This window comes from Aliiroseovarius subalbicans (assembly GCF_022678625.1).
Taxonomy (GTDB): Bacteria; Pseudomonadota; Alphaproteobacteria; order Rhodobacterales; family Rhodobacteraceae; genus Aliiroseovarius_A; species Aliiroseovarius_A subalbicans.
Window position 1 is genome coordinate 1 of sequence record NZ_JALBYQ010000002.1, and the last position, 20,730, is coordinate 20,730.

21 protein-coding genes, 1 tRNA gene and 1 pseudogene are annotated in these 20,730 nt (G+C 54.6%); 17 read left to right on the forward strand and 6 right to left on the reverse strand.

Annotated features, from left to right (window positions below):
- Positions 1 to 3,170 (reverse strand): Ig-like domain-containing protein (locus tag MN188_RS07775; RefSeq protein WP_242107496.1); only part of this gene is annotated, 3,170 nt, incomplete at its 3' end.
- Between the two features lie 597 nt (positions 3,171 to 3,767).
- On the opposite strand from MN188_RS07775, the gene MN188_RS07780 reads away from it, so the two are divergent.
- The 9 genes from MN188_RS07780 to MN188_RS07820 all read left to right on the forward strand — a co-directional run bounded on the left by MN188_RS07780 (position 3,768) and on the right by MN188_RS07820 (position 8,758).
- A complete protein-coding gene (locus MN188_RS07780) occupies positions 3,768 to 4,943 on the forward strand; it encodes a tyrosine-type recombinase/integrase (protein WP_289053004.1) in 1,176 nt (391 codons plus the stop codon).
- The gene (locus tag MN188_RS07785; protein WP_242107498.1) at positions 4,940 to 5,599 is read left to right on the forward strand and encodes a hypothetical protein; all 660 of its coding nucleotides are present in this window, start codon (positions 4,940 to 4,942) and stop codon (positions 5,597 to 5,599) included. The genes MN188_RS07780 and MN188_RS07785 overlap by 4 nt, the downstream gene beginning before the upstream one ends.
- Positions 5,600 to 5,686: 87 nt before the next feature.
- Positions 5,687 to 5,866 carry a helix-turn-helix transcriptional regulator gene (locus tag MN188_RS07790; protein WP_242107500.1) on the forward strand — a complete coding sequence of 60 codons (180 nt, stop codon included), beginning with the start codon at positions 5,687 to 5,689 and terminating at the stop codon, positions 5,864 to 5,866.
- 93 nt (positions 5,867 to 5,959) lie between these two features.
- Positions 5,960 to 6,334 (forward strand): hypothetical protein, encoded by a 375-nt coding sequence (locus MN188_RS07795; protein WP_242107502.1) that lies wholly within the window; start codon positions 5,960 to 5,962, stop codon positions 6,332 to 6,334.
- Between the two features lie 97 nt (positions 6,335 to 6,431).
- Positions 6,432 to 7,316, forward strand: a complete 885-nt coding sequence (locus tag MN188_RS07800; RefSeq protein ID WP_242107504.1) for a hypothetical protein — start codon at positions 6,432 to 6,434, stop codon at positions 7,314 to 7,316.
- 239 nt (positions 7,317 to 7,555) lie between these two features.
- The gene (locus MN188_RS07805) at positions 7,556 to 8,002 is read left to right on the forward strand and encodes a DUF5681 domain-containing protein (RefSeq protein WP_242107506.1); all 447 of its coding nucleotides are present in this window, start codon (positions 7,556 to 7,558) and stop codon (positions 8,000 to 8,002) included.
- Positions 7,986 to 8,300, forward strand: a complete 315-nt coding sequence (locus MN188_RS07810; RefSeq protein ID WP_242107508.1) for a hypothetical protein — start codon at positions 7,986 to 7,988, stop codon at positions 8,298 to 8,300. Before MN188_RS07805 ends, MN188_RS07810 begins: the two co-directional genes overlap by 17 nt.
- Positions 8,290 to 8,538, forward strand: coding sequence for a hypothetical protein (locus MN188_RS07815; RefSeq protein ID WP_242107509.1), 249 nt, complete (start codon positions 8,290 to 8,292; stop codon positions 8,536 to 8,538). Before MN188_RS07810 ends, MN188_RS07815 begins: the two co-directional genes overlap by 11 nt.
- On the forward strand, positions 8,528 to 8,758 hold the full coding sequence (locus tag MN188_RS07820; protein ID WP_242107511.1) for a hypothetical protein: 231 nt from the start codon (positions 8,528 to 8,530) through the stop codon (positions 8,756 to 8,758). Before MN188_RS07815 ends, MN188_RS07820 begins: the two co-directional genes overlap by 11 nt.
- Positions 8,759 to 8,813: 55 nt before the next feature.
- On the opposite strand, the gene MN188_RS07825 is transcribed toward MN188_RS07820, so the two are convergent.
- Positions 8,814 to 8,969, reverse strand: coding sequence for a hypothetical protein (locus tag MN188_RS07825; RefSeq protein WP_242107513.1), 156 nt, complete (start codon positions 8,967 to 8,969; stop codon positions 8,814 to 8,816).
- A 413-nt stretch (positions 8,970 to 9,382) separates the two neighbouring features.
- Between MN188_RS07825 and MN188_RS07830 the strand changes: the two genes are divergently transcribed.
- Together MN188_RS07830 and MN188_RS07835 are read left to right on the forward strand one after the other, a co-directional pair.
- Positions 9,383 to 10,360, forward strand: coding sequence for a response regulator (locus MN188_RS07830; protein ID WP_242107516.1), 978 nt, complete (start codon positions 9,383 to 9,385; stop codon positions 10,358 to 10,360).
- Positions 10,361 to 10,367: 7 nt separating this feature from the next.
- A complete protein-coding gene (locus tag MN188_RS07835; protein WP_242107518.1) occupies positions 10,368 to 10,736 on the forward strand; it encodes an Hpt domain-containing protein in 369 nt (122 codons plus the stop codon).
- Positions 10,737 to 10,895: 159 nt separating this feature from the next.
- Here the strand turns inward: MN188_RS07835 and MN188_RS17700 are convergent, their stop codons facing one another.
- The gene (locus MN188_RS17700) at positions 10,896 to 12,254 is read right to left on the reverse strand and encodes a sensor histidine kinase (RefSeq protein WP_242107521.1); all 1,359 of its coding nucleotides are present in this window, start codon (positions 12,252 to 12,254) and stop codon (positions 10,896 to 10,898) included.
- A 513-nt stretch (positions 12,255 to 12,767) separates the two neighbouring features.
- On the opposite strand from MN188_RS17700, the gene MN188_RS07845 reads away from it, so the two are divergent.
- The 4 genes and pseudogenes from MN188_RS07845 to MN188_RS17745 all read left to right on the forward strand — a co-directional run bounded on the left by MN188_RS07845 (position 12,768) and on the right by MN188_RS17745 (position 17,739).
- Positions 12,768 to 14,489 carry an ATP-binding protein gene (locus MN188_RS07845; RefSeq protein ID WP_242107523.1) on the forward strand — a complete coding sequence of 574 codons (1,722 nt, stop codon included), beginning with the start codon at positions 12,768 to 12,770 and terminating at the stop codon, positions 14,487 to 14,489.
- A 181-nt stretch (positions 14,490 to 14,670) separates the two neighbouring features.
- A pseudogene (locus MN188_RS07850) lies at positions 14,671 to 15,006 on the forward strand (transposase); the annotation flags it as partial.
- An 88-nt stretch (positions 15,007 to 15,094) separates the two neighbouring features.
- The gene (locus MN188_RS07855; protein WP_242107526.1) at positions 15,095 to 16,270 is read left to right on the forward strand and encodes a tyrosine-type recombinase/integrase; all 1,176 of its coding nucleotides are present in this window, start codon (positions 15,095 to 15,097) and stop codon (positions 16,268 to 16,270) included.
- A gap of 233 nt (positions 16,271 to 16,503) precedes the next feature.
- Positions 16,504 to 17,739, forward strand: coding sequence for a tyrosine-type recombinase/integrase (locus tag MN188_RS17745; RefSeq protein ID WP_353890418.1), 1,236 nt, complete (start codon positions 16,504 to 16,506; stop codon positions 17,737 to 17,739).
- Positions 17,740 to 17,748: 9 nt separating this feature from the next.
- Here MN188_RS17745 and MN188_RS07860 read toward each other — a convergent pair whose 3' ends face one another.
- Together MN188_RS07860 and MN188_RS07865 are read right to left on the reverse strand one after the other, a co-directional pair.
- Positions 17,749 to 18,105 (reverse strand): helix-turn-helix domain-containing protein, encoded by a 357-nt coding sequence (locus tag MN188_RS07860; RefSeq protein ID WP_242107528.1) that lies wholly within the window; start codon positions 18,103 to 18,105, stop codon positions 17,749 to 17,751.
- Positions 18,106 to 18,405: 300 nt separating this feature from the next.
- Positions 18,406 to 18,492 (reverse strand) — tRNA-Leu (locus MN188_RS07865).
- Positions 18,493 to 18,607: 115 nt separating this feature from the next.
- On the opposite strand from MN188_RS07865, the gene lipB reads away from it, so the two are divergent.
- A complete protein-coding gene (lipB, locus tag MN188_RS07870; protein WP_242107530.1) occupies positions 18,608 to 19,276 on the forward strand; it encodes a lipoyl(octanoyl) transferase LipB in 669 nt (222 codons plus the stop codon).
- Positions 19,277 to 19,478: 202 nt separating this feature from the next.
- Positions 19,479 to 19,973 (forward strand): c-type cytochrome, encoded by a 495-nt coding sequence (locus tag MN188_RS07875; protein ID WP_242107532.1) that lies wholly within the window; start codon positions 19,479 to 19,481, stop codon positions 19,971 to 19,973.
- Between the two features lie 76 nt (positions 19,974 to 20,049).
- Here MN188_RS07875 and MN188_RS07880 read toward each other — a convergent pair whose 3' ends face one another.
- Positions 20,050 to 20,667 carry a LysE family translocator gene (locus MN188_RS07880; RefSeq protein WP_242107534.1) on the reverse strand — a complete coding sequence of 206 codons (618 nt, stop codon included), beginning with the start codon at positions 20,665 to 20,667 and terminating at the stop codon, positions 20,050 to 20,052.
- Positions 20,668 to 20,730: the final 63 nt, after the last annotated feature.

A 20,730-nucleotide genomic window follows, 5' to 3' on the forward strand; every position in this document is an offset into this window, starting at 1 on the left:
CTTGCATCCGTCAGCCAGATGTCCCGCCCGTCGCGCGTGTTGCGCACAACGTCAAAGCCCGCGCCGCCGTCGAAGGCCACGTGCTCACCCGACCGGCCCTGCACCTCGAACACATCGTCGCCATCGCTGCCCGGCGCCGGCAGCTCGCCCTGCGCGCGGACCTCAAGCGTGACCGTGGCTGTGCCCGTCGCGCCCGCACCATCCGCCACCGTATAGTCAAAGCTGTCGGACCCGAAATAATCCGCATCCGGCGTGTAAAGCACCCGGCCATTCCCGGTCACCTCGACCATACCATGCGCGGCGGACCCGACAGCCACCACGCGCAAAACATCGCCCGCATCCACATCGGTGTCATTCCCCGCAGGGTCCAAAACCACCGCAACATCCTCACGCAAAACGAAAAAATCATCAGCCCCAACAGGGGCGTCGTTCCGCCCGAGGATCGTGAGATTTATGGTTGCCGTATCGCTAAGGGCCCCGTCGCTGATCGTAACCTCGAAACTATCGGTTCCGGTTACATCAGCAAAAGGCGTGTAGCTGTAGGTCCCGTCGTCGTTCACCCCCGCCGCGCCAAGCGTCGGCGCCCGCGTAATCGTCGCAGACAGCGGTGTGTTGTCCACATCCGACGCCTCGAGCGACCGGGTCAGGGGCGTGTCTTCGTTCAGGGTGACAGTTTGATCGGCAATGGTAGGCGCATCGTTTACCGGGGCAACCGTCACGGTCACCAGCCCGCGATCGGTGTCGACACCGTCCGTGACCGTATACGAAAACCGATCCTGGCCAAAGAAGTCCGCGGCGGGTGTGTAGGTGAACGCACCGTTTTCGGCAATCGTCACGCTCCCGTTCTCCGGCCACCCATCGGTGGGCAGCGCATAACTCAGCGCGTCACCATCCGCATCTGTTCCCGGTAATTGTCCCGAGAGGGGCTGGTCTTCAACCGCATCCGCCGCAAGTGCCCCTGCAACCGGGGCATCCTGTTCAGGCCGGATCGTCACCGGCAGGCTGAGTGTCAGAGGTTCGGCAAGGTCGGCGCCGGACAGGGTGAAGAACACCTGGTCTTCCCCGAATACATCCGGCGCTGGCGTGTAGCTGTAGCTGCCGTCCGGAGACAGCGAAAAGGCACCGAGGGCCGGCGGCAGGTCGGTCACTGGCGCAAAGGTCAGTTCGCCGCCGTTGGGGTTCACGACGGTGATCTGGCCCTCGATCGCCCTGTCTTCGAGCACGTTGATGGGAAATCGCACCAGCGTCGGCAGGTCGGGCTGATCGACAACCGCCACCGATACAATGCGGTCGGCGCTTGATCGGCCATCGGTCACGGTAAATTTGAACGTGTCGACACCGACGAACCCGGGTTCGGGTTGATAGAAAAAGCTGCCGTCCCGGTCTATCGAAACCGTGCCGCCGACTGGCGCTCCATCAGCGGCAAGCCGGAAGGTAAGCGCGTCGCCCTCGGCATCTGTGGCCACGAGCTGGTCGACGATCACCGCGTTCTTGACCCCACTCAGATTCTGGACGGGTGCCACCGGTGTTGCGTTCAGATCAACCTTGATCGTGCCGAGGTCCGTGGTCTGCGTGCCCCCCGCACCGGCGACGCCCGCGTCGGTGACCCGCGCCACGATCAAGGGAGAGGATCCGCTTGTGTCGGTGTAGCTGAGCGTGCCGCCCTCGGCGAAATACGCATTCAGCACCTCGGGTGTTCCGGTCAGCGTATTGGCCCCTGCAACCAGTGCGCTGCCAGCGGGCAGGTTGAAGGCGATTGTGCCCGCGCCGCCGGTGTCAAAGCTTACCGTGAGCGTGCCCCCCGCGGCCGCAACCTCGACATCTTCCAGCTTCAACCCCGCCAAGGAAACAGCGACCGTCGCCCCGGTCACTGTTTCGACGGTCCGATCAAGATCGCTTCCCCGGTTCACCGGCGCATCGTTGATCGCTGCGATGTCCACGGTGAAGGTCTGAATACTGCTGGCCCCATCACCGTCGCTGACCTTGATCCGGAAGGTGTCGAGGCCCGAGGCATCGGCGTCCGGCACATAGGTGAAAGCCCCCAACAGGTCGCCGGACGAGATCGACGCACGCGCGGACCCTTCCCCGCCAGGTTCGACAAGCCGGCCCAGCGTCGGGGCATCAAGCAATGTGAAGGTCAACGTGCTGCTGTCAGCATCGGTGGCGATCAGCACTGCATCCGCCGGGTCATCGGTCCCGATTTCAAACGCGGCCAGGGTCCGGCCGATCTCGGTGTCTTCGTCTGTGGTCAGCGCAACGTCGATCACATCCGGCGCGTCGTTGCGCCCGACAATGCGGATCGCGACCTGTTCCGTGATTGTGTCGGTTTCGGTTTGCAATTCGGTTCCGCCGTCTGCAGCAGGCACCTCAGTCGTGCGGGTCACCGTGATTGTGAAGCTGCGCGAGACGGTCACAACCTCGCCCGCAGACAGAAAATCGAACGCGCCCAGCGGCGCGTCGAAGCGCCAATCGAAATCCGTCAGCCCATTGCCGGTTTGACCCAGCGCGATGGCTGATGCGATTGCCGCCGCCTGTTCGCCCGCGCCAATTACCTCAATGTCGCCCGCCGCGATCGCGATCTCATCGTCATCGGTCAGCACCCCAAGGCTGGCGCTGGTGAATCCCTCCGCCCCGGTTTCGATAAGGTCGTAAGTCGCCAGCGGGCTGAGGTCGAACTTGGGGGGGGTACCAGTGCCCACTGCGACACCGGACTGGACCGAAAGTCCGCCAAGTTCGAGGGCCACGGCCGGATCCTGATTCACCACCTGCAAAACGATCCGGCTGCCCACCGCAAATCCCGACAAATCAATCTGGCCGTCTTCGGTTCCGAAACTGAACCCTGTGGAATAGATCAGCGCGCTGGCCTGCGCGGTCCCGTCTGGCACCGTCGCCCCGCCTTCGTCAGGGTCCGAGCTTTCGCCGTCGACATCCAGCAGCGGAACGCGGGTCGCGGTCGCCTCGCCCACTTTCTGGCCATCAACGAAAAGCTCCAATTTCGGGCCGGCGATCTCGGATTCCGCCGAGAATGAAACCGCGTAGCCATCAATGGCAGCGCCAAGCTGCGCAATGGTGATCCCGACCACCGCGCCCGGTGCCAACGCGCCCTCCAGCGTGCCGGGCAACCAAAGCCCCAAGTCAACGTTTCTGTCGATCGTCGGAGGGGTAGCCATGGTCAATCCTTGCGCTAAAAAACCGATCAGAACGGTCGCTAAATTCGGACCGGGCCGCGACATCTTGCCACGCTAGGCGTTGATTCGGCAAGTCACAGGAATCGTTGCGCTTTTCCGTTTGTGTCCATCACACAACAGGATATTTCACATCCGCCCCGGCCACTGGTCTTTTGCGGCTGCCCCGTGCCCCTCAAGCCCCGACAAGCGCCGGACCAAAACGACGCCCATCGGGACGGCTTTTGCGCGGTATAAGCGACACCCGCACAGGCTCGGCCGCGAGGTCGAAACCGTGCAGTGGCTTTCCACGGGGAAACCCGGGGCGGGAAATGCCCAAGGGGAGCGTCTGGGCGAATTACACGCGCCGAGAAAGGGAGTGGGCCAGTTTTTTTAAGGGGATTGCCGAGTTTCGTGGTGCGGTCGGTGGGCATTGAATTTCTATACCATGTAGTTCCAAGTTGCTTCAGAATTTCCAATATTACAACTAGTTAGATTGCAATGCTGTTTCACGCTGTTTCATCCCGTGCCACTCTATGTTAGATTATAAGGGTGGATATTTCGGGGGGTATAGATTTGCGCGCATTGAACAAACTCACTGCAGTGAAAATCAAAAACGCTCCACCTGGCAAGTATTCAGATGGTGCGGGTCTCTGGCTTCACAAGCGCGACGATGGCGGGGCGCAGTGGATATTACGCGTTTCCGTTCATGGCCGCAGGCGCGAAATGGGCCTCGGTGGATATGATTCCACTAGCAAGTATGGCGTTTCGCTCAAGATGGCACGAAAAGAGGCGCAGAAGTGGCAGGCCGTCGCGAGAAAGGGAATTGACCCTATCAAAGAACGCGAGAGTGAACGTCGTGAATTAACCAAGGCGGATCACACGTTGACCGTAGTCGCCCATGAGGCCCACGAGGCTCGAAAAGCCCAACTGAAAGGCGATGGGAAGGCAGGCCGTTGGTTTTCGCCGCTCGCTCTGCACATCCTGCCAAAAATTGGAAAAGTGCCGGTTGAGGAAATTGACCAGCGCGACATCAAGAATACTCTTGAACCCATCTGGCATACGAAGGCGGATACCGCCCAGAAAGCGATAGGTCGGCTCTCGATTGTTATGCGCCATGCTGCCGCGATGGGGTTAGATGTAGACGTGCAGGCCACAGAGAAGGCCAGGGCTCTTCTCGGCAAGAGCAGGCACACCGTTAGGCACATTCCAGCCCTTACCTGGGAAGAGGTTCCGGCGTTCTACAGCGAACTAGACGAAGGCACAGTGACACATCAGGCCTTGCGCTTGCTGATCCTAACCGCCGTGCGGTCGAAACCGATCCGTTTTGCCCGATTGGATGAAATTGACGGCGACGTTTGGACCATTCCTGCCGAGAACATGAAATCAACTAAGGACAAGGCGCAGGATTTCCGGGTCCCGCTTTCAAAGGAAGCATTGGCGGTTATCGAACTCATCAAGCCACTGGCGCGTGACGGCTTCCTGTTCCCCAGCGTACGCAAGGGAGTGATTTCCGACGCAACCATGTCTCGCTTCATGGAACGCAGGGGCATGGCAGAGCGCCCACACGGCTTTCGGTCTAGCTTCCGCACCTGGTGTGCCGAGGAGACGGACACATCGCGGGAAGTGGCGGAAACGGCGCTGGCGCATGTCACCGGCGGCAAGGTTGAAAGGTCATACCGTCGGACGGACTTTTTGGAGCAACGTCGGGCCTTGATGGAACGCTGGGCCAACCATGTGACCGGTGGAACCGGTGAAGTCGTGAGGATTGCGGGATGAGCAAGAACGATTCTCTAGGTGGGTATGTGGAGGCATTGGAATACGCACGCGAATCTGCGCGGGAGCTGCTAAATCTTGCTCCACTAGAAGACTGGCGACAGATGACAGTCCCCTACTTCATTTTGGACTTTCATCCAGAAATTCGCAAAGAGGGTGCGACCCCCGAGGAAACCACATATGTGGTCTCAGACCGTCTCGCTATGAATATTGCAGCTAGCGCAAACAGAGACCCAGATTTTTTTGAAATTGCGGCACTTGTTTGTGCAGCCAATGTGTTCAATGGCAAATCGGTCCCCAAGCCTCTCCGACCATTCGCTCTCAAGTCTATTCGTATGCTGCATGAGCCTCCCCGGCTCAGGGGACCAAAACCAGGACGAGAGTTCGTTGTGAAAATGTTACTTCGCAAGGCGGCAATGGATTTGGAAATGATGTTCGATATTGAGGTCGCCCGAGGCGACGATAAGCCCGGAGGCAGTGCCTGCGACGTCGTTGTGGAAGTGTCAAAGGAAGTGGGTTTTTTTTGCGAATACAACACGGTTAGAGACTGGTGCCAGAATCCGAAAAATGCGGTATTTCGGCAGAAAGCTGACAGCTTGGTAGCGATGATGAAGGATTCCTATCTGATTAAAATCCGCGCGCTTAATCCAAGGTCATAAGGTCTATCCCCGTGAATTGCGCCTTATGACAGAGGCAACCTATCTAAGGCACTACTGAACCCAACGGAACAACCGAAAGGGTTCAAAATGAAATACCTCAACTTCTCTGAATTGCGTCAGAAGCTTGGTGGTCGCGGTCGCACCACCGTCTATCGTGATATTGACCTTGGCCGCTTGCCCAAACCCATCAAGCTTGGTGGTCGTCTGTACTGGGTCGAAAGCCAAGTAGATGAAGCGTTGGTCGGTGCCTCTGACTCAGCCGCCTAACAGAAACCCCGCCAGATGGCGGGGCGCGGCTTTCGTGCAGAGGTGTCCGAAACATAGCGTCTTCGCGTCTGGCATTCAAGAAAGAACGTCAACATGACTGACCAAACCAAACACTCAATCGCAGGGTCGCCTGCACACAACACGCGCTGGATTTTGTCGTGTGCAGACTTGCCGAAGGCGGTGGCCCCGGCTCGGTTTCGGATCACGCCGCCGGGTGAACAATCGCGCGAGGTAATCGCATCGAAGCGCAAGCGTCAGGTTCTCGAATGCTTGATGTCTAGCCCCATCTACAGCGCCAGCCCGGTGCGGCTCAGCGACGGTGCTATGCGCATCAAAGAAGAGTGCGGCATCCACATTCAAACCGACTGGTACAGCGATGCCAAGGACGGCTCTCGCTACGGTGTTTACCGGCTGATTGACCACGTCGAATACCTCGGTGAGGTCCAGAATGTGCAGGTGGCGGCATGACCAAACAATTGCAAATCGCCCGCCTTCGTCGGTCGCATGGTCTGACCCATCGTCAGGCCGCGCATCTCGCGCGCTGGATCTTCGGGGAGGTCGCGTAATGGCCCTTAAGAAGTTCGCACAAATCAATTGCAGCATTCTTCGGTCAAAGAAGATGGCTGACTGCAATCACGAAGAAAGGTGGGCGTATCTTTGCGCCCATCTAACCCCGATTGGCAGCTACACGGGAATTTTCCATTACCCCTTGGTCTTGTGGGCGCAGGATGCAGGGACTGCCGTGGACGAGCTTCACGGTGTCGTGAACCGGCTCTGTGAGGCAGGGCTGGTTGAATACGACCACGACGAGGAGCTTCTGCGCATCGTTGGACTACATCGGCAGCGCCCGCCGGAAAACGCATCCCGTCTCGTTTCAATGCTTGGCGATTTATCAAATATGGAAACCGACAGTGGAAGCGTTGCCCGGATCTGGATGAACGGCGTTGCCGAGCTCAGCGTTGCAGCGGTCAAACGGGCGCAATCATGGATACCTGATAGCGCAGAATGGCCGAAACTGCGGGAACCATTGAAGGCCTTTCTTCGACAGTCCTACCAAGAATATGCTGACGACTTCCTTGAGCCGTTCGCCGCCGAATTGAAACACGCTGGAAAGGCCGGGCGTGCGGAATTGGTGTCCATTTTCCCGCTTCTGACCGAGCTGGACCGGGCACCCTGCAGGCACCCTGCCGACACCGTGGCCGCACACGTAGACGTAGACGTAGACGTAGATGATACGGAGACGAATACGAAAACTGAGACTGAGACGAAGACGAAGACGAAGACGCCGCGAGAATTCAGCGAAACGCTGACCAGCGACGTCTCGCATGCCGAAGGCGTGGAAGTGCTGAGAAATGGTGCGGCACTTGACCGTGGTTCTCCCATCCCTAGCCCCAGAGAAAGCACCAAGCGTAGCGCTCTAGTGATGGGGCTGAAACAGCAACACTCATAGAAAACCAGGAGCGGTAAAATGGGGACATACGAAGCATTCATGGCAGCCGCGCGAAAGGCGCATGCAGGTAATCAACCAGACCACGCGCACCGGTTGCTTGAACTTGCTCAAGAAGCAAGCCGGGCACAGGACGACACCACGGAAACGGACTCTGTTGCCCCGCGTCAGCCCGTGAATGCGCTGCCTGGCCTTGCGCCGGTTCTCGGCATGGTCGCGAATGACTTGGTTTGGGGGAACTGATGGCGGGCCGAAAAAACGGAATGAATGCGGACAGGAACCCGGACGGCACATTCTCTGAGGGAAACCCTGGAAAGCCCAAGGGCACACGGCACCGTGTCACCCGCGCCGTTGCTAAACTGATGGATGGTCAAGCTGAGGCCATCTCTCAGAAAGCGGTAGATATGGCGCTGGAGGGCGACACCACAGCCTTGCGATTGTGCCTGGAGCGCATAGCGCCGCCCAAGAAGGACGCCTTGGTGAATTTTGACCTCCCACCCATGAAATGCGCCAGCGACGCTGCTGAGTCCGCTCAGGCGGTCCTGCGGGCCGTTTCCGGCGGTGATATAACCCCTCTTGAAGGTGCAGCGGTCATGAACCTCGTGGAAGCCTATCGAAAGACGCTGGAAGCCAGCGAGTTTGAGAAGCGCATCGAAGCATTGGAGACCGCCCATGAAACTCGAAAGTAGGTTGATGAAGCTAGAAGAGCGGAGAACCCATCTTGGAGCCGAGGAGGGTGACAACCAAGCCGCATTAGATTGGCTCTGGAATGAACTCCTGCGAATTGCGGCCCGGATCGAACACGATCAGCCGGATGAAGATTGGTGCCGAATGCAATCGCCCATGACGATTGCGGCAAAAGTGCTGCTCACCAAGGTCGGCGGCGTTTCGACGCCAGCCCTAAAGGAGCGGGCAAAAGAGTTGGGCGGGTGGGAAAGCCCGGTCGGGGATTTGTTTAAGAACCTGGAGTATCAGAATGCGACTTGAGCACCGGGTGAGACGGCTTGAGGACCTGCGCCCGGCAAAGTCGGACCAGGTGACAATCCTCTATCGAATTGTGTGTGTTGCCCGTGATGAAAACGGCGCTCCGTGTCCGGGGGAAGAATACTATGGCCGCGCTTACGTGACGGGATTTGGCAGCCTTCAGCTTGAAGACGGCGAAACCCAGGAGGCTTTCCTGGAGCGGGTTGAACAGGCAGAAAAGGAGGCGGTTCATGACGATTAAGCACAGGCTAAAGAAACTGGAGGATAAGCAACCGACGGGCGGCGGGGATGCAGTCCGTTTCATTAGTTGGGTGGGCGAAAACGGTGAGAGAGTTGGGCATGCCATCATTGTTGGCTCCAATCTCGGTTGGATTGAGCGTGCAAACGACGAAACAGAAGAAGCATTCAGGCTGCGAGTCTACGCCACGAATCTGACCAATGAGCCGAGACTGGAGCGTTAAGTGACACGTCAGTGGAGGTGGTAGGCAAAGCCACGTGCGCCTTTGTTGGTGACGTTCAACGTGACGGCACCAAATTCAACCACGCTTCCCCGTGGCTTTCCTTGGCATAAGCTTTAGCGGAAGCCAGTTCTTCGCGAAACTCGGGTGGGATGTCGGCTTGAATGGTGAATCTTAGCCCATCAAACCCTGAATGCAGGATCACTCCGTCCATTTGCGCTGACCTTCGCTTTCGTATCCGTGGGGTTGTCGAGCCCATTGAAGACATTGCAGCTTAATGCAGCAATCGACAAAAAGGGCAGGAAGCGGACTCTCGCCGCACATTTAACTAACGGCCGTATTTCTGGGCGATACGGACGTTCGTTTCTGATCCTGTTGCTAGCCGGAAAGCTGCTCAACTTGGGTCCCTCAGTCGCGATTGGTTATAGCTCCTAATAAACCTTGGCTTTTCTCAATGGCACGAGAGGAAAATTCGTTCAAATGCCAGCAAAAAAACTCTCCTTACGAATTATTTGATACTACTTTTTTCAACCTAAGAGATAAATGTCTTATTGTTGACAAGTTTCCCTCTATAGTCGAGTTGATACATTCTTTCCCACCTAGGGGTGATAAAGGCACCGAACCGCAATGCAAATCTTGTGTGTAGATGATGATCCCATTTTCCTAGAAATACTTGTGCTGACATTGGGAAATCTTGGACTTGACCAAGTAACGACTGCTTCTTCGGCGGATGAAGCCTTTGTCCTGCTACGTGACGAGAAAAAGTCATTCGATTGTTTTCTGCTCGATATACAGATGCCCGGAACAAACGGAATTGAACTCTGCCGGAACATACGGTGTTTCGCGAAGTACAGCAGCACACCGGTTCTAATGATTACAGCCTTATCAGATCAAGGGCACGTGGATGACGCTTTTAAAGTGGGTGCAACTGACTACGTCAGTAAGCCCATCGATGAAATGGAATTGAAGGCCCGACTAAAAACGGCCCATACTCTTGTAGAAAACACCCGCCAGCTTTGCGACTTGTCATCCCGCGTGGAGAAAAGAAGCGCGAGTTCACTTGATACTCTCGACTTCCGTGACTCGGTGGTTTTTGAAGACGTCACTAGGATGACCAGCCTCCTTGCACTGGAAAACTACCTTTACCGCCTGGGCACCGTTCGGGCGCTATCTTACACACTTGTTGGCTGCCATATCAGCAATGCAAGAACCCTGTATTCGGAGCTCTCAAATCAAGATTTTATCGACATCATGGGGTTTTCAACAGAAAAGATTTTTCAATGCATACCGGGAGTAAAAATGTTCTCTTACTGTGGTGAAGGAGAGTTCATTGCGATTATAGATCGAATTTCGGGCTTCCAGAGAAGTGAGGTGGAAGACGAAATCCGCATGAGCCTAGATGCGTCTCGACCAATTTGGGATGCGTACGAATGTTCTAATCCCTCTGTTTTCGTCGGCAAGCCCGTAAATCACTTCCTCATCAATCGAACCGATACTACCACTGTACTGCAAAAAGCTATTGAAGCTGCCAGAGCGCAAGCCGTGAAAGCTCATTTTAGTCATAATAACAGTGGCTTACGTCGGATTTTTAAGCGCGTGAGCTAGGTAGAAAATGACACAAACAGCTTTTACAGAAACACCTGTAGATGCCCTCCAGCAAGGGCTAGCAAACATTAGAAATAGGTTTCTGCTTGCGGTATACGATCATATTCTCGTTTTTGAGAAATACGTGGAAGACATTGAAACCAGTGGCGCCACGCAAGCAACTCTGGATGACGTCGCAGCCCGTTGCCACAAACTTGCTGGGACAGCGCCAACCCTGGGTTTCGGTGAAATTGGGGATCGTGCCCGGGAAATAGAGATGAGTATTGCCTCCAGAGAAGCGTCGCAAACGGCAGATGCAACTTGGAAAGAGACTAAAACCAATTTCAACACCTTTTTAGAGCTGCTTGAAACATCAATTGATGTTTGGGGCGAGTGAGCTACTCCCCAATTGTTGGGCAGGTTCTATCACTGCTTTGATAAACTCCTTTGAAAACAATAGGTGCTGCATTTGGAGCTAAGCAAAACCAGGATAGGTCTGCTTTCACTACCTCAAAATCAAGAATTGCGGCAGCAGATCAGCGTCTAAGTTCGAAATTCAAAAAAGCTCGAGTTCCATCTTGAAAGTTGTCCCTTCGCCAAGGCGGCTTGTGTAGTCAATGGTTCCATTGTGCTTCTCAACTATCATTTTGGAGATATGTAGCCCAAGACCTGTACCACCAGCTTTCCTGGTGTCTGAGGAATCCACTTGACTGAAACGCTCGAAAACAACTTCTTTTGCGTTGTCTGGAATGCCAATCCCGCTGTCCTTTACGTAAGTAGTGGCTTTGCCGTTTTGCGTTTGTAGACAAACTTCAACGGTTTGCCCTCTCGCTGAGAACTTAATAGCGTTTGACAGTAGATTGGACAAAACTTGTTGAAGTCGCACTTCATCACCTGACACGAACACATCCTCATCGGGCAACTTGGTATCAATTTCTACCTCGTACAGCGTCGCGAAACCTGCACTCTCGGCAACGCAATCTAAAATGAGATTGCCTAAATTTAGGTTTTCGAAGTGAAATGTGAGTTCATCCGATTCAATTTTTTGCAGATCTAGAAGGTCATCAATCAGGTGAGCTAGCCTGACGCTATTCCGGTTCGCTACCTCCAGAATGGATTTCGCTTGTTCCGGTATTTCCCCGACTAAACCCTTGAGTACGAGCTCAAGTGACCCTCTGATGGAAGTTAGCGGGGTTCTCAATTCATGGCTGACAGTAGAAACAAATTGGGACTTCGCTTCTAGAGCTTGCCTTGTTCGCTGATGCTCTCTTTCCAGCTTGTTCATTTGCCTCTTGATGTTCTTGTACATCCTTAAGAAGCCCAGTGAGTTTCGGATCGCGAATTGAAGGGCAAAAAGTATGGTGAAAAAATTCAACCAAACGGGTGAAGTGAGCGGCGGGTGAAATCGAACAACATCTAAGAAGGCGATTATCACAAATGCCATGGCGTATACCGTTAGCCTAAGGGCGAGAGCGACGGGCAGTTTGTGGTTGTTCATTGAAGCGAAGAGTGAAGCCGCAAGAAGGAAGAATAGTGGAGTGAAATGGCCCACATTTTCTTGCTGAAAAGCGATTGCAAGAATGAAGGTACAAATGGCGGTCGCGCTAACGAGGGTACTCACAAGTGTTAGTAGTAGGAATTTTCGACACGTCTTCGGGTCGTTTCCTTGCCAATTTCTGATTCCGACAGCAACCGTGAGATCCACACCCTCAGAAAAGAGAACCAAGGCATAGCAAGCTATGGAGATAACTGGGTCAAAATACAGTGAGGTAATTAACAAGGCTGAAAGAAAAAGAATTTGCCTCTGCCACAGCAGTCGAAATGTTACCTCAGTGTAGTCTTCTAGGCTGTGTTTCAGGCGGTCAGGAAAGTTCCACTCCGCGTACCTAAGAATTAGTTTTTTGTAACTAACCACTTCGCTACCCTCCAATTGAGTTTCTGTGGTTTCAACAGCACACACTAAACCTACGCGAAAAAGAACCCTGCCCAACAACACTAAAGGTAGTATCAATAACCCACTAGGGTTTCTTTTTCACCTTCTTCAAGAACCACAACGTGAGCTAACCTGCGCGTTTGAAGGACAGGATTGGAAGCGAATGGTGACGTCAGAGAATAGATGGAAATTCACAACCGCAAGCGCCCGTGCGGAATTCTTAACGGCAAGCCATCTTCTGCGACCAACGGGCAGAGGAATGAAACAACACACCTTGATCACGGGTGTTAGGAGCTGCTTATGCCACGCCAGTTTCCATCCAATCATAGGAGAAAAGCTCAGTGCCCTACCTCAATAATTTGCTCACACTAGGGACAATAGTGACCTTGGCGTCACTCGCGGACAGCTTAAAAAAAGGGGTAGATATTCCATTTGGGTTGCAAGCTTGTGCCGTATTTACGTGGCAGCATTCCTAAAATTATTATGGGGTTTCAAATGAACGGAGATATTGAGAGCATTTCTGGAGCGGGCGACCAGGAAAGTAGCCCCTTCTTTTCTCGAGTCTTGGCTGTTGTTGTTGTGAGCAACGCGATTGTCTCGGTGCTTGCTCAGACAACTGGCGTGTGGGTTCTTCCAACTTCGCTGACAGAATTTCTCCATTCAGCTCAAAAACTGAGCATATTCTATTCGGCTTCACTAGGGTTGTTAGTGGTCGGGATGGTTTTACGAATACGCCGATTGTTGAACGAGCGTGATGCACTTCAGGAAAACTCTGCACCCAGTCGCGTGCTTAAGGGCCTGTCTCAAGCGGTGAACAGCCACTCGATTGTCAGCATTTCCGAACCCTGCGGGAAGATTGTATATGCCAACAACAATTTCTTGAACACATTTAAATACACGCATGACGAGCTTGGGCACGCTTCAGAAGCCCTTGTTTCCGAAGAAACCGGCACTGACAACACGCAACTTGCCATTCAAAAAAGCATGCGCTCTAGAAAGGTCTGGGTTGGTCGCCAGATATTGCGCACAAAGGACGGTCAAAGAGTTGTTGTAAGCGCCACCATTGTCCCAGTGTTTGACAATGCAGGAATGTGGACGCATTCGATAAGCATCCAAACTGATGTTTCGGCGCTTGAAGATGCCGATGCCCAAGCGATGATGAGCGCTTTCCTAGGCGAGATTCAGGATGGAATCTTTGTCTACAAAACGAACTCCCTCTTACTAGTTTATGCAAACCCTGCGGCACGCAAGCTTTGCAGTTGGAATGACGGTGAACTCCACGGAAAATACATCACAGACTCCTCAGAATTATTTCGCGAAGACCTTTTTTGGGAAATCGTTGGAGAACCTCTTTTGTCTGGCGAGAAAGAAATGGTCTCGATCGAAACCTTTCACGAAAAGGGACCGGTAGAAATCTCGACACGTCTTGCAAGAACCCCTTGTGGAGATACTGTATTCCTATCCGTGCTTCGTGACATTACCGAGCGCAAGCAGGTTGAAAAAATCCGGATGGAGTCAATTTCTCAAATCAGCCACGAGCTCAGAACACCTCTGACTTCAATCACGGGCTCACTGAAGCTTCTTGAATCTGGCGCTGCAGGTCCGCTTTCCGACACCGGCAAACAAGTTGTCCAACTGGCTTCGCGCAATACATCGCGTTTGTTGATGATCATTAATGACATTTTGGACTTCCAAAAGCTTGAGGTCGGCGAGCTTAGTTATGAGTTGGGGCCGGTCGACCTAGGCGAACTTATTGGGGAGGGGCTAGAAGTAAACATTGGTTTTGGGCTAGAACATGACGTAGATCTTACGCTGTTCACATCAGAAGTTGACGCGCTTGTGTACGGCGACCGCGCACGATTGTTGCAGGTTGTATCCAACCTAATCTCAAACGCGGTAAAATACTCACCTTCAGGCGGCGAGATAAGGATTGGGCTTCAACAATCCAAGGGAAATTGGCGGGTTAGCGTGTCTGACAACGGCCCTGGAATTCCGAAAGAAGCACAAGATCGTTTGTTTAAAAACTTCAGCCAGATTGAACCGGTGGACGGTGTATCACGCCCGGGATCGGGGCTTGGATTGGCTATATGCAAGAAAATCGTACAAATGCATAATGGTAAGGTGGGCTGTGTCAGCGAAGTGGGTTCTGGGTCTGAGTTTTATTTTGAACTCGAAAAAATGGATAAGCTCAAAATAGAAATGTGCCAATCTGCATGAACTTCAACGGGGAGCTGTTCTCCGCTAAAAAAGGGAATTCTTCCAATTCTGGCGCTCCCTTACAAGCCAATAGCGCCCCATATTTAGGAAACGGTGCACTGTCTGGCGTCAGCGCTTATGGGTCCAAATAGGGCGATTTGCTAAGAAGGGTTTGTTGCTCATCGTAGCCACCAAGGAGTGGATGATGAGAAAGACAACGAAGAGCCCGGGCGAGAAGATCGTCAAAGCCATCAAGCGTGCCACGCGCAAGCAATATTCATCCGAGGAGAAGATCCGGATTGTTCTGGATGGCCTCCGTGGCGAAGACAGCATCGCTGAGCTGTGCCGTCGTGAAGGGATATCGCAGGGCATCTACTACAAGAGGTCGAAGGACTTCATGGAAGCCGGTAAGAAACGGCTTGCGGGGGATACCGCACGGGCTGCAAACACGGACGAAGTGAAGGAGCTGCGTCGCGAGACCAAAGACCTGAAGGAGGTGGTTGCGGAGCAGACGCTCGAACTACGTCTTCTTAAAAAAAGCATATGGCCTCAGCCGCCACTTTAAGCGTTTCGCCCAAGTCTTCTTGCGCAATGCCAAGCAGCGAGTTGCCACTTTCATCCAGCATATGAACCATGATTGGCAGCATCAGTTTCGCACCATTGGGTGTTTGGCTGAACTGGTCCCGCACGTCAGGGCGGGCTTTCACTGCTTCCGTCGCAAGCGGGAGACGAACTGCCGGGCGAGCGAGAACTCAAGGAAGGAGGGCAATCTGATAAGACTTCTGAGTACGAATCAGGAGGGTGAAATGCAGACTAAAAGGGAACGTGAAGCCGAACGGATGAACATAGCGGCAAAGCTAATGGAGCTTCCCGCCGGTAAGCGCGAAAATCTTGTAAAGGAGTATCAAGAGAGGGCTGAGCGCGCTTTTTCACCGGAAACCGTTCGAAACCTACGCCTCATTATCAAGCATTTTCGAAAATGGCTTGAGGACAACGGTCACTCTTCCGACCCACCAATTTCGCCCCAGGTCGTCGCTAAGTATGTGGATTATCTCGGTGGGAAACTCCGCGCGAATACTATTGAGACCAGGCTGTGGGGAATAGCTGAATATCACAAATCTCAGTTTCTTCCGTCGCCGTGCAACCATCGCCTAGTGGAACTGGCATTCAAAGGGGTGAAGCGAACCTTCGGGGCAACGTCTCGGCAGGCTCCTGCACTGCGAAAGCGAGAGGTTCTGAGAATTATCCAAGGTTTAGGTATCAGTCGAATTGAAGTTCGGGACAAAGCCGCCCTTTGGATTGCGAGCGACAGTTGGTGTCGAGCCTCGGAAATCGTTGCGTTCCGGGTGCGAGACATCCAGGCACAGGAAGACGGATCAAGTTTGCTGTATGTAGCCAAGTCTAAAACCGACCAGTACGGCGAGGGAGCTTACGCCTACCTTTCTCGCGAGGGAACGAAAGCGGTCCTTGATTGGATAGAGTTGGCGGAGTTGAGTTTGGATGATCCAATCCTGACCAAAGCAGCAAAGGGCTGTGTGAAAGCCCCCCTCAACACCGCCACCCTATCGAGGCTTATTCGTAGGTGTGCTGGCCGTCAGGGCGTTTCCGCACATAGCACCAGAGTTGGCGGCGTGCACGATGCCTTTGAGTTAGGGTGTGACCTTTCTTCAATAATGATAGCGGGTCGCTGGAATTCACCCGAGATGCCCGCCCGCTATGGTCGGAAAATTCTTGCGACGCAGTCGGCTGCCGCAGTCGTCGCAAAAACAATCATTACGGAGGAGAATGGCGCTTCAACCTAGACCTGCTTTGAGGAAATGGCGTCATGAAGAATCTGGACCTCACAAATTCGGCCGAGAGAATCTCACTCCCCCCGAGAGAGCACCCGTATTGGATGACACTGGAGTACTGTCGTCATATTGGAATTCGCGTTCGTTCTGACCAGAAGCGGTTCTGGATGGCGCGAGTGCGCACAAAAAAGGGTTCATACAAACATGTGACATTGGACACGGGAGCTTCTGATGTTTCGGTCTCCATGACGTTCCAAGAGGCGCTCACTCTAGCAAGAGCGTGGTTTTCGTCCCCTCCTATTTCTGCGCTCTCGTCAGACCCATACCCCGTCGGCGTTCGTCAGGATCTGATATATTCGCCGTATGGCGACGTTTACACAGTAGCCCATGCATTAAGGGACTATGTTGAATGGAAGCGTATCGCTGCCGCCAAGTCGCATTTTGATGCGAATCTCAGCCTAATTAACCACCATATTCTCCCGGTGATCGGGGGTATCCCACTGAATGAGTTCAATGGCCGTCATATAACTCAGTTTTCCAGAAGGGTGCTTGAAACCGCTCCAAAGCGAGGCAATCAGAAAACGCCGCCACCACGGCCAATCGAGAGTTTGTCTCCAGAGGAATTGCGAAAGAGAAAGTGCACACTAAATACCCTGCTAGGGATATTGCGCGTAGCCATCCAACTCGCATGGGAAAATGGGGGAACGGACTCCGAACGCGCTTGGCGTTGCATCCGACGAATTCCCAACATTGCACGTCCAAGGCAAGTATTTTTATCTCGGAGTGAGTGCAATCGGCTCCTTGACGCCTGCAGGGATGATATTCGGAAACTGGTTCTAGGCGCATTGTACACTGGATGCCGAGCAGGTGAACTCTGTAACTTGCGCGTGAGAGATGTCGCGGCAAATGTATTTGGTATCTACATAGCACAAGCAAAAAACTATCGGGCCCGCTACGTGTTCTTGCCGGACGAGGGCATGCAGTTTTTCTTGGATACTTGCGAGGGGCGGTCAGAAGACGAGCTCGTATTCCCCAAACGAAATGGTGGTTCTTGGAACGTGCACTACAAGCACTTGTATCGGGAGGCCGTACAAAAGGCAGGCCTTCCGACAGACTTTGTATTTCATGGCTTGCGACATACCTACGCAAGCCAACTTGTCCAGGCTGGGACACCGCTCGTTGTTGTGGCGCAGCAGTTAGGGCACGCAAACACGGATACTGTGAGCCGAACATACGGGCACCTTGCCCCCCAGATCCGGGAGGCGCAGATACGTTCGAATTTCGCCCCTCTCGATAAAGTGTCGACAAACCGAGCAAGCGAGAACAAGGCGGCGCTTGATGACCTATCCAAGAGCCTTCAAGGCGAAAATTGGAGGGAATACGGAGCGATGAGCACGGCCCATCCGTGGCCCCTATCAAACTTCTCGCGTGATAAAGACCCTGAACTAGGTAGTTTTCGCCGGTTAATCAGCAGACCCTAAAAACAGCGTTTAGCTTTTTGGTAGTGATTCAAGTGACGTCACAATTTCAAGAAATGCACTCTTTTGACGAGCCGAAAGCTGTAAAATGGATGAAACTAGGCGCGCGTCTTGTCTCGAAAGCCCCAATGCTTTCGCTCCATTTAATGGTTTAGTGCTGTCAGGGAAGAAGTCTGAAACGGGGGCGCCCAGTGTGTTAGCAATGTCCCACAGTTTGGAGCTGGAAATACGATTGGCGCCGGTTTCGTATTTTTGTACCTGCTGAAACCTGACGCCGATTGCTGCGCCTAGCTCGCTTTGCGAGAGACCAGAAATCTGCCTTGCCAGCCGAACAGCTTGGCCCACATGCTTGTCTATCGGATGAGTCATGCAATCTTTCTACACGCATTAGGGTAGTAGAAAAAGTGATTTTTAGCCCAGCATGCAAGCCACGCCATGCAGGAACCCGTCGAGGTCAGACAACGCCATGCACTCGTCAGGGCGGTCATCTGAATCTTAGAACCGGTCTAGTTTGTCGAGGCTATTCATGGGGTTTGGATAGTTCAGCAGAAGCCCTCTGGAAACTGAATGAATTGACGAAAATGGACGCGTTCAGGTGGACAAAAGGGTGGATGAAAAACACATAAACCCAATCAATCAATTGAATTTCAATGATTTTATCTGAGTAAGTGGTGCGGTCGGTGGGACTCGAACCCACACGAGTGTTACCTCACAGCGACCTCAACGCTGCGCGTCTACCAATTCCGCCACGACCGCAAATCCTGACTTGGTGAGGCGCTTCATAGCGAGGCTTCCCGCGGAATGGAAGAGGAAAACCGCCGCCTGTGCCACCGGCTTGCCACGCCCCCTTCACTGGGCGTAAACCGGGGCCATGGTGGAGTGGAAAACAACCAACGGGCTGACCGACTACGACGAGGCTGTGGCGTTCATGGAGGCGCATGCCGATGCGATGGCGCGTGGCGAGGCGGATGAACTTGTCTGGCTGGTTGAGCATCCGCCACTTTATACCGCTGGCACCTCGGCCAACCCGGTCGATCTGGTCGATCCCGACCGGTTCCCGGTCTATCCGTCCAAGCGCGGCGGGCAGTATACATATCACGGCCCGGGTCAGCGGGTGGTCTATGTCATGCTGGACGTGGGAAAACGCGGCCACGATGTGCGCCTTTTCGTGCAGCAGCTGGAAGAATGGGTGATCGCGGCGCTTGCCGAGTTCAACGTGACCGGCGAGATCCGCGAGGGCCGCGTGGGCGTCTGGGTCCAGCGCGACGACAAGCCCCTGACCGTCACCGGGGCCAAACGGGAAGACAAGATCGCCGCCATTGGCATTCGCCTGCGCAAATGGATCAGCTTCCATGGCATTTCGATCAACGTAGAGCCAGAGCTTGACCATTTCACCGGGATCGTGCCCTGCGGCATCACGGAACACGGTGTGACCAGCCTGGTAGATCTGGGCCTTCCGGTCACCATGGGCGACGTGGACGTGGCGCTGCGGCGCAGCTTTGATCAGGTTTTTGGCGCGTTGGACCGAGGTAGCGTTTGAACCATCGTGATTCGCCGTTTGAGCCGGTTTCCTTACCTTTGGGGCGCATTGCCACATAGGAACACGTGTCGTATCGGCCGCTTTCCGCACTGCAGCACCCTGCGACAGCGCGCCCTGTTGGTTTCCGCTTGCATTTGCGGCAGGTTCCGCCTGAAATTCGCGCGCCTTTGCGCAAACCGAGCCCCAAACTACGAGGATGACCATGAAAACTCTTCTGACCACCACCGCTGCCTTGCTGGCCCTGTCGGGCACTGCCTTCGCTGAAGTCGACCTCGCCAAGGGTGAAAAAGACTTCAAAAAGTGCAAAGCCTGCCACGCAATCGTGGATGATGCCGGCGAAGTGATCGTCAAGGGCGGCAAAACCGGCCCGAACCTCTATGGCATCGTCGGCCGCACCGCTGGCTCCTACGAGGGCTTCAAATTCGGCGCGTCGATCATCGCCGCTGGCGAAGCCGGGCTGGTCTGGGACGAAGAGCAGCTGATCGCCTACGCGATGGACCCGAAGGCATACCTGAAGGATGTTCTGGACGACGGCGCGGCCAAGTCGAAGATGACCTTCAAGCTGAAGACTCCGGAAAACGTTGTTGCCTACCTGGCCAGCCTGGCCCCGGCCCCGATGGCCGAAGAGGGTGAAGCCGAAGAAGCTGCCGCCGATGACGCCGCAGCCGCCGATGGTGACACCGCCGCCAGCGAATAAGCCCTTTCCAAATGGGTATTCCGGCCCGCCCCCGCGTATTCGCGGTGGGCGGGCTTTTTTTTACGTGCGGCGTGGTTCACCGGCTGGCGATCCAGACCGCAGCGCCACTTAGCGCCCCGGCGGTCGCCATGTTGAACCGCTTCAGCGATCTGGGAGAGGTGAACGCCTGCCGCGCCTTGTCGGCGGCGGTGACATACGCCGCAAATACCAGGGTCAGAACGATGACGATGGCTGCTCCCAGCCACATAGCGGTGTCCAGAGTCAGGCGTTCGGCGTGCAGGATCGAGGGCAGCAGCGCCAAGTAGAACAGCATCGCCTTGGGATTGCCCATTGTGACAGTCCATCCAGCAAGCACACGCGCGGCACGGCCTTTTTCGCGCGGCGCCGCCTGTGCCGGGTCCAACCGCACCGGGGCCCGCCAGGTTTTGATCGCCAAGAAAAGAAGATAAGCGACACCGGCCCATTTGATCACAAGAAACACGGCCGGAATGCGGGACGCGACGACCGCAAGCCCGCCCAGCGACAGGGTCAGCCAGACCAAGTCGCCCAGGATCATGCCGACACAGAACCAAGCGGTGCGACGAGCACCCCAGGCCATAACCGTGGCCAGGATGGCTGCCAACCCCGGCCCGGGCGTTGCTGCCGCGAGCGCCAGCGCCCCGACGAACACCCAGAAATCCCATTGGAACAGCATCGCGGTCCCTTTCGTGTGACCAAAGGCGGCCGTCGGTCGGCCCGCTTATGTCGCAGCCCTCGC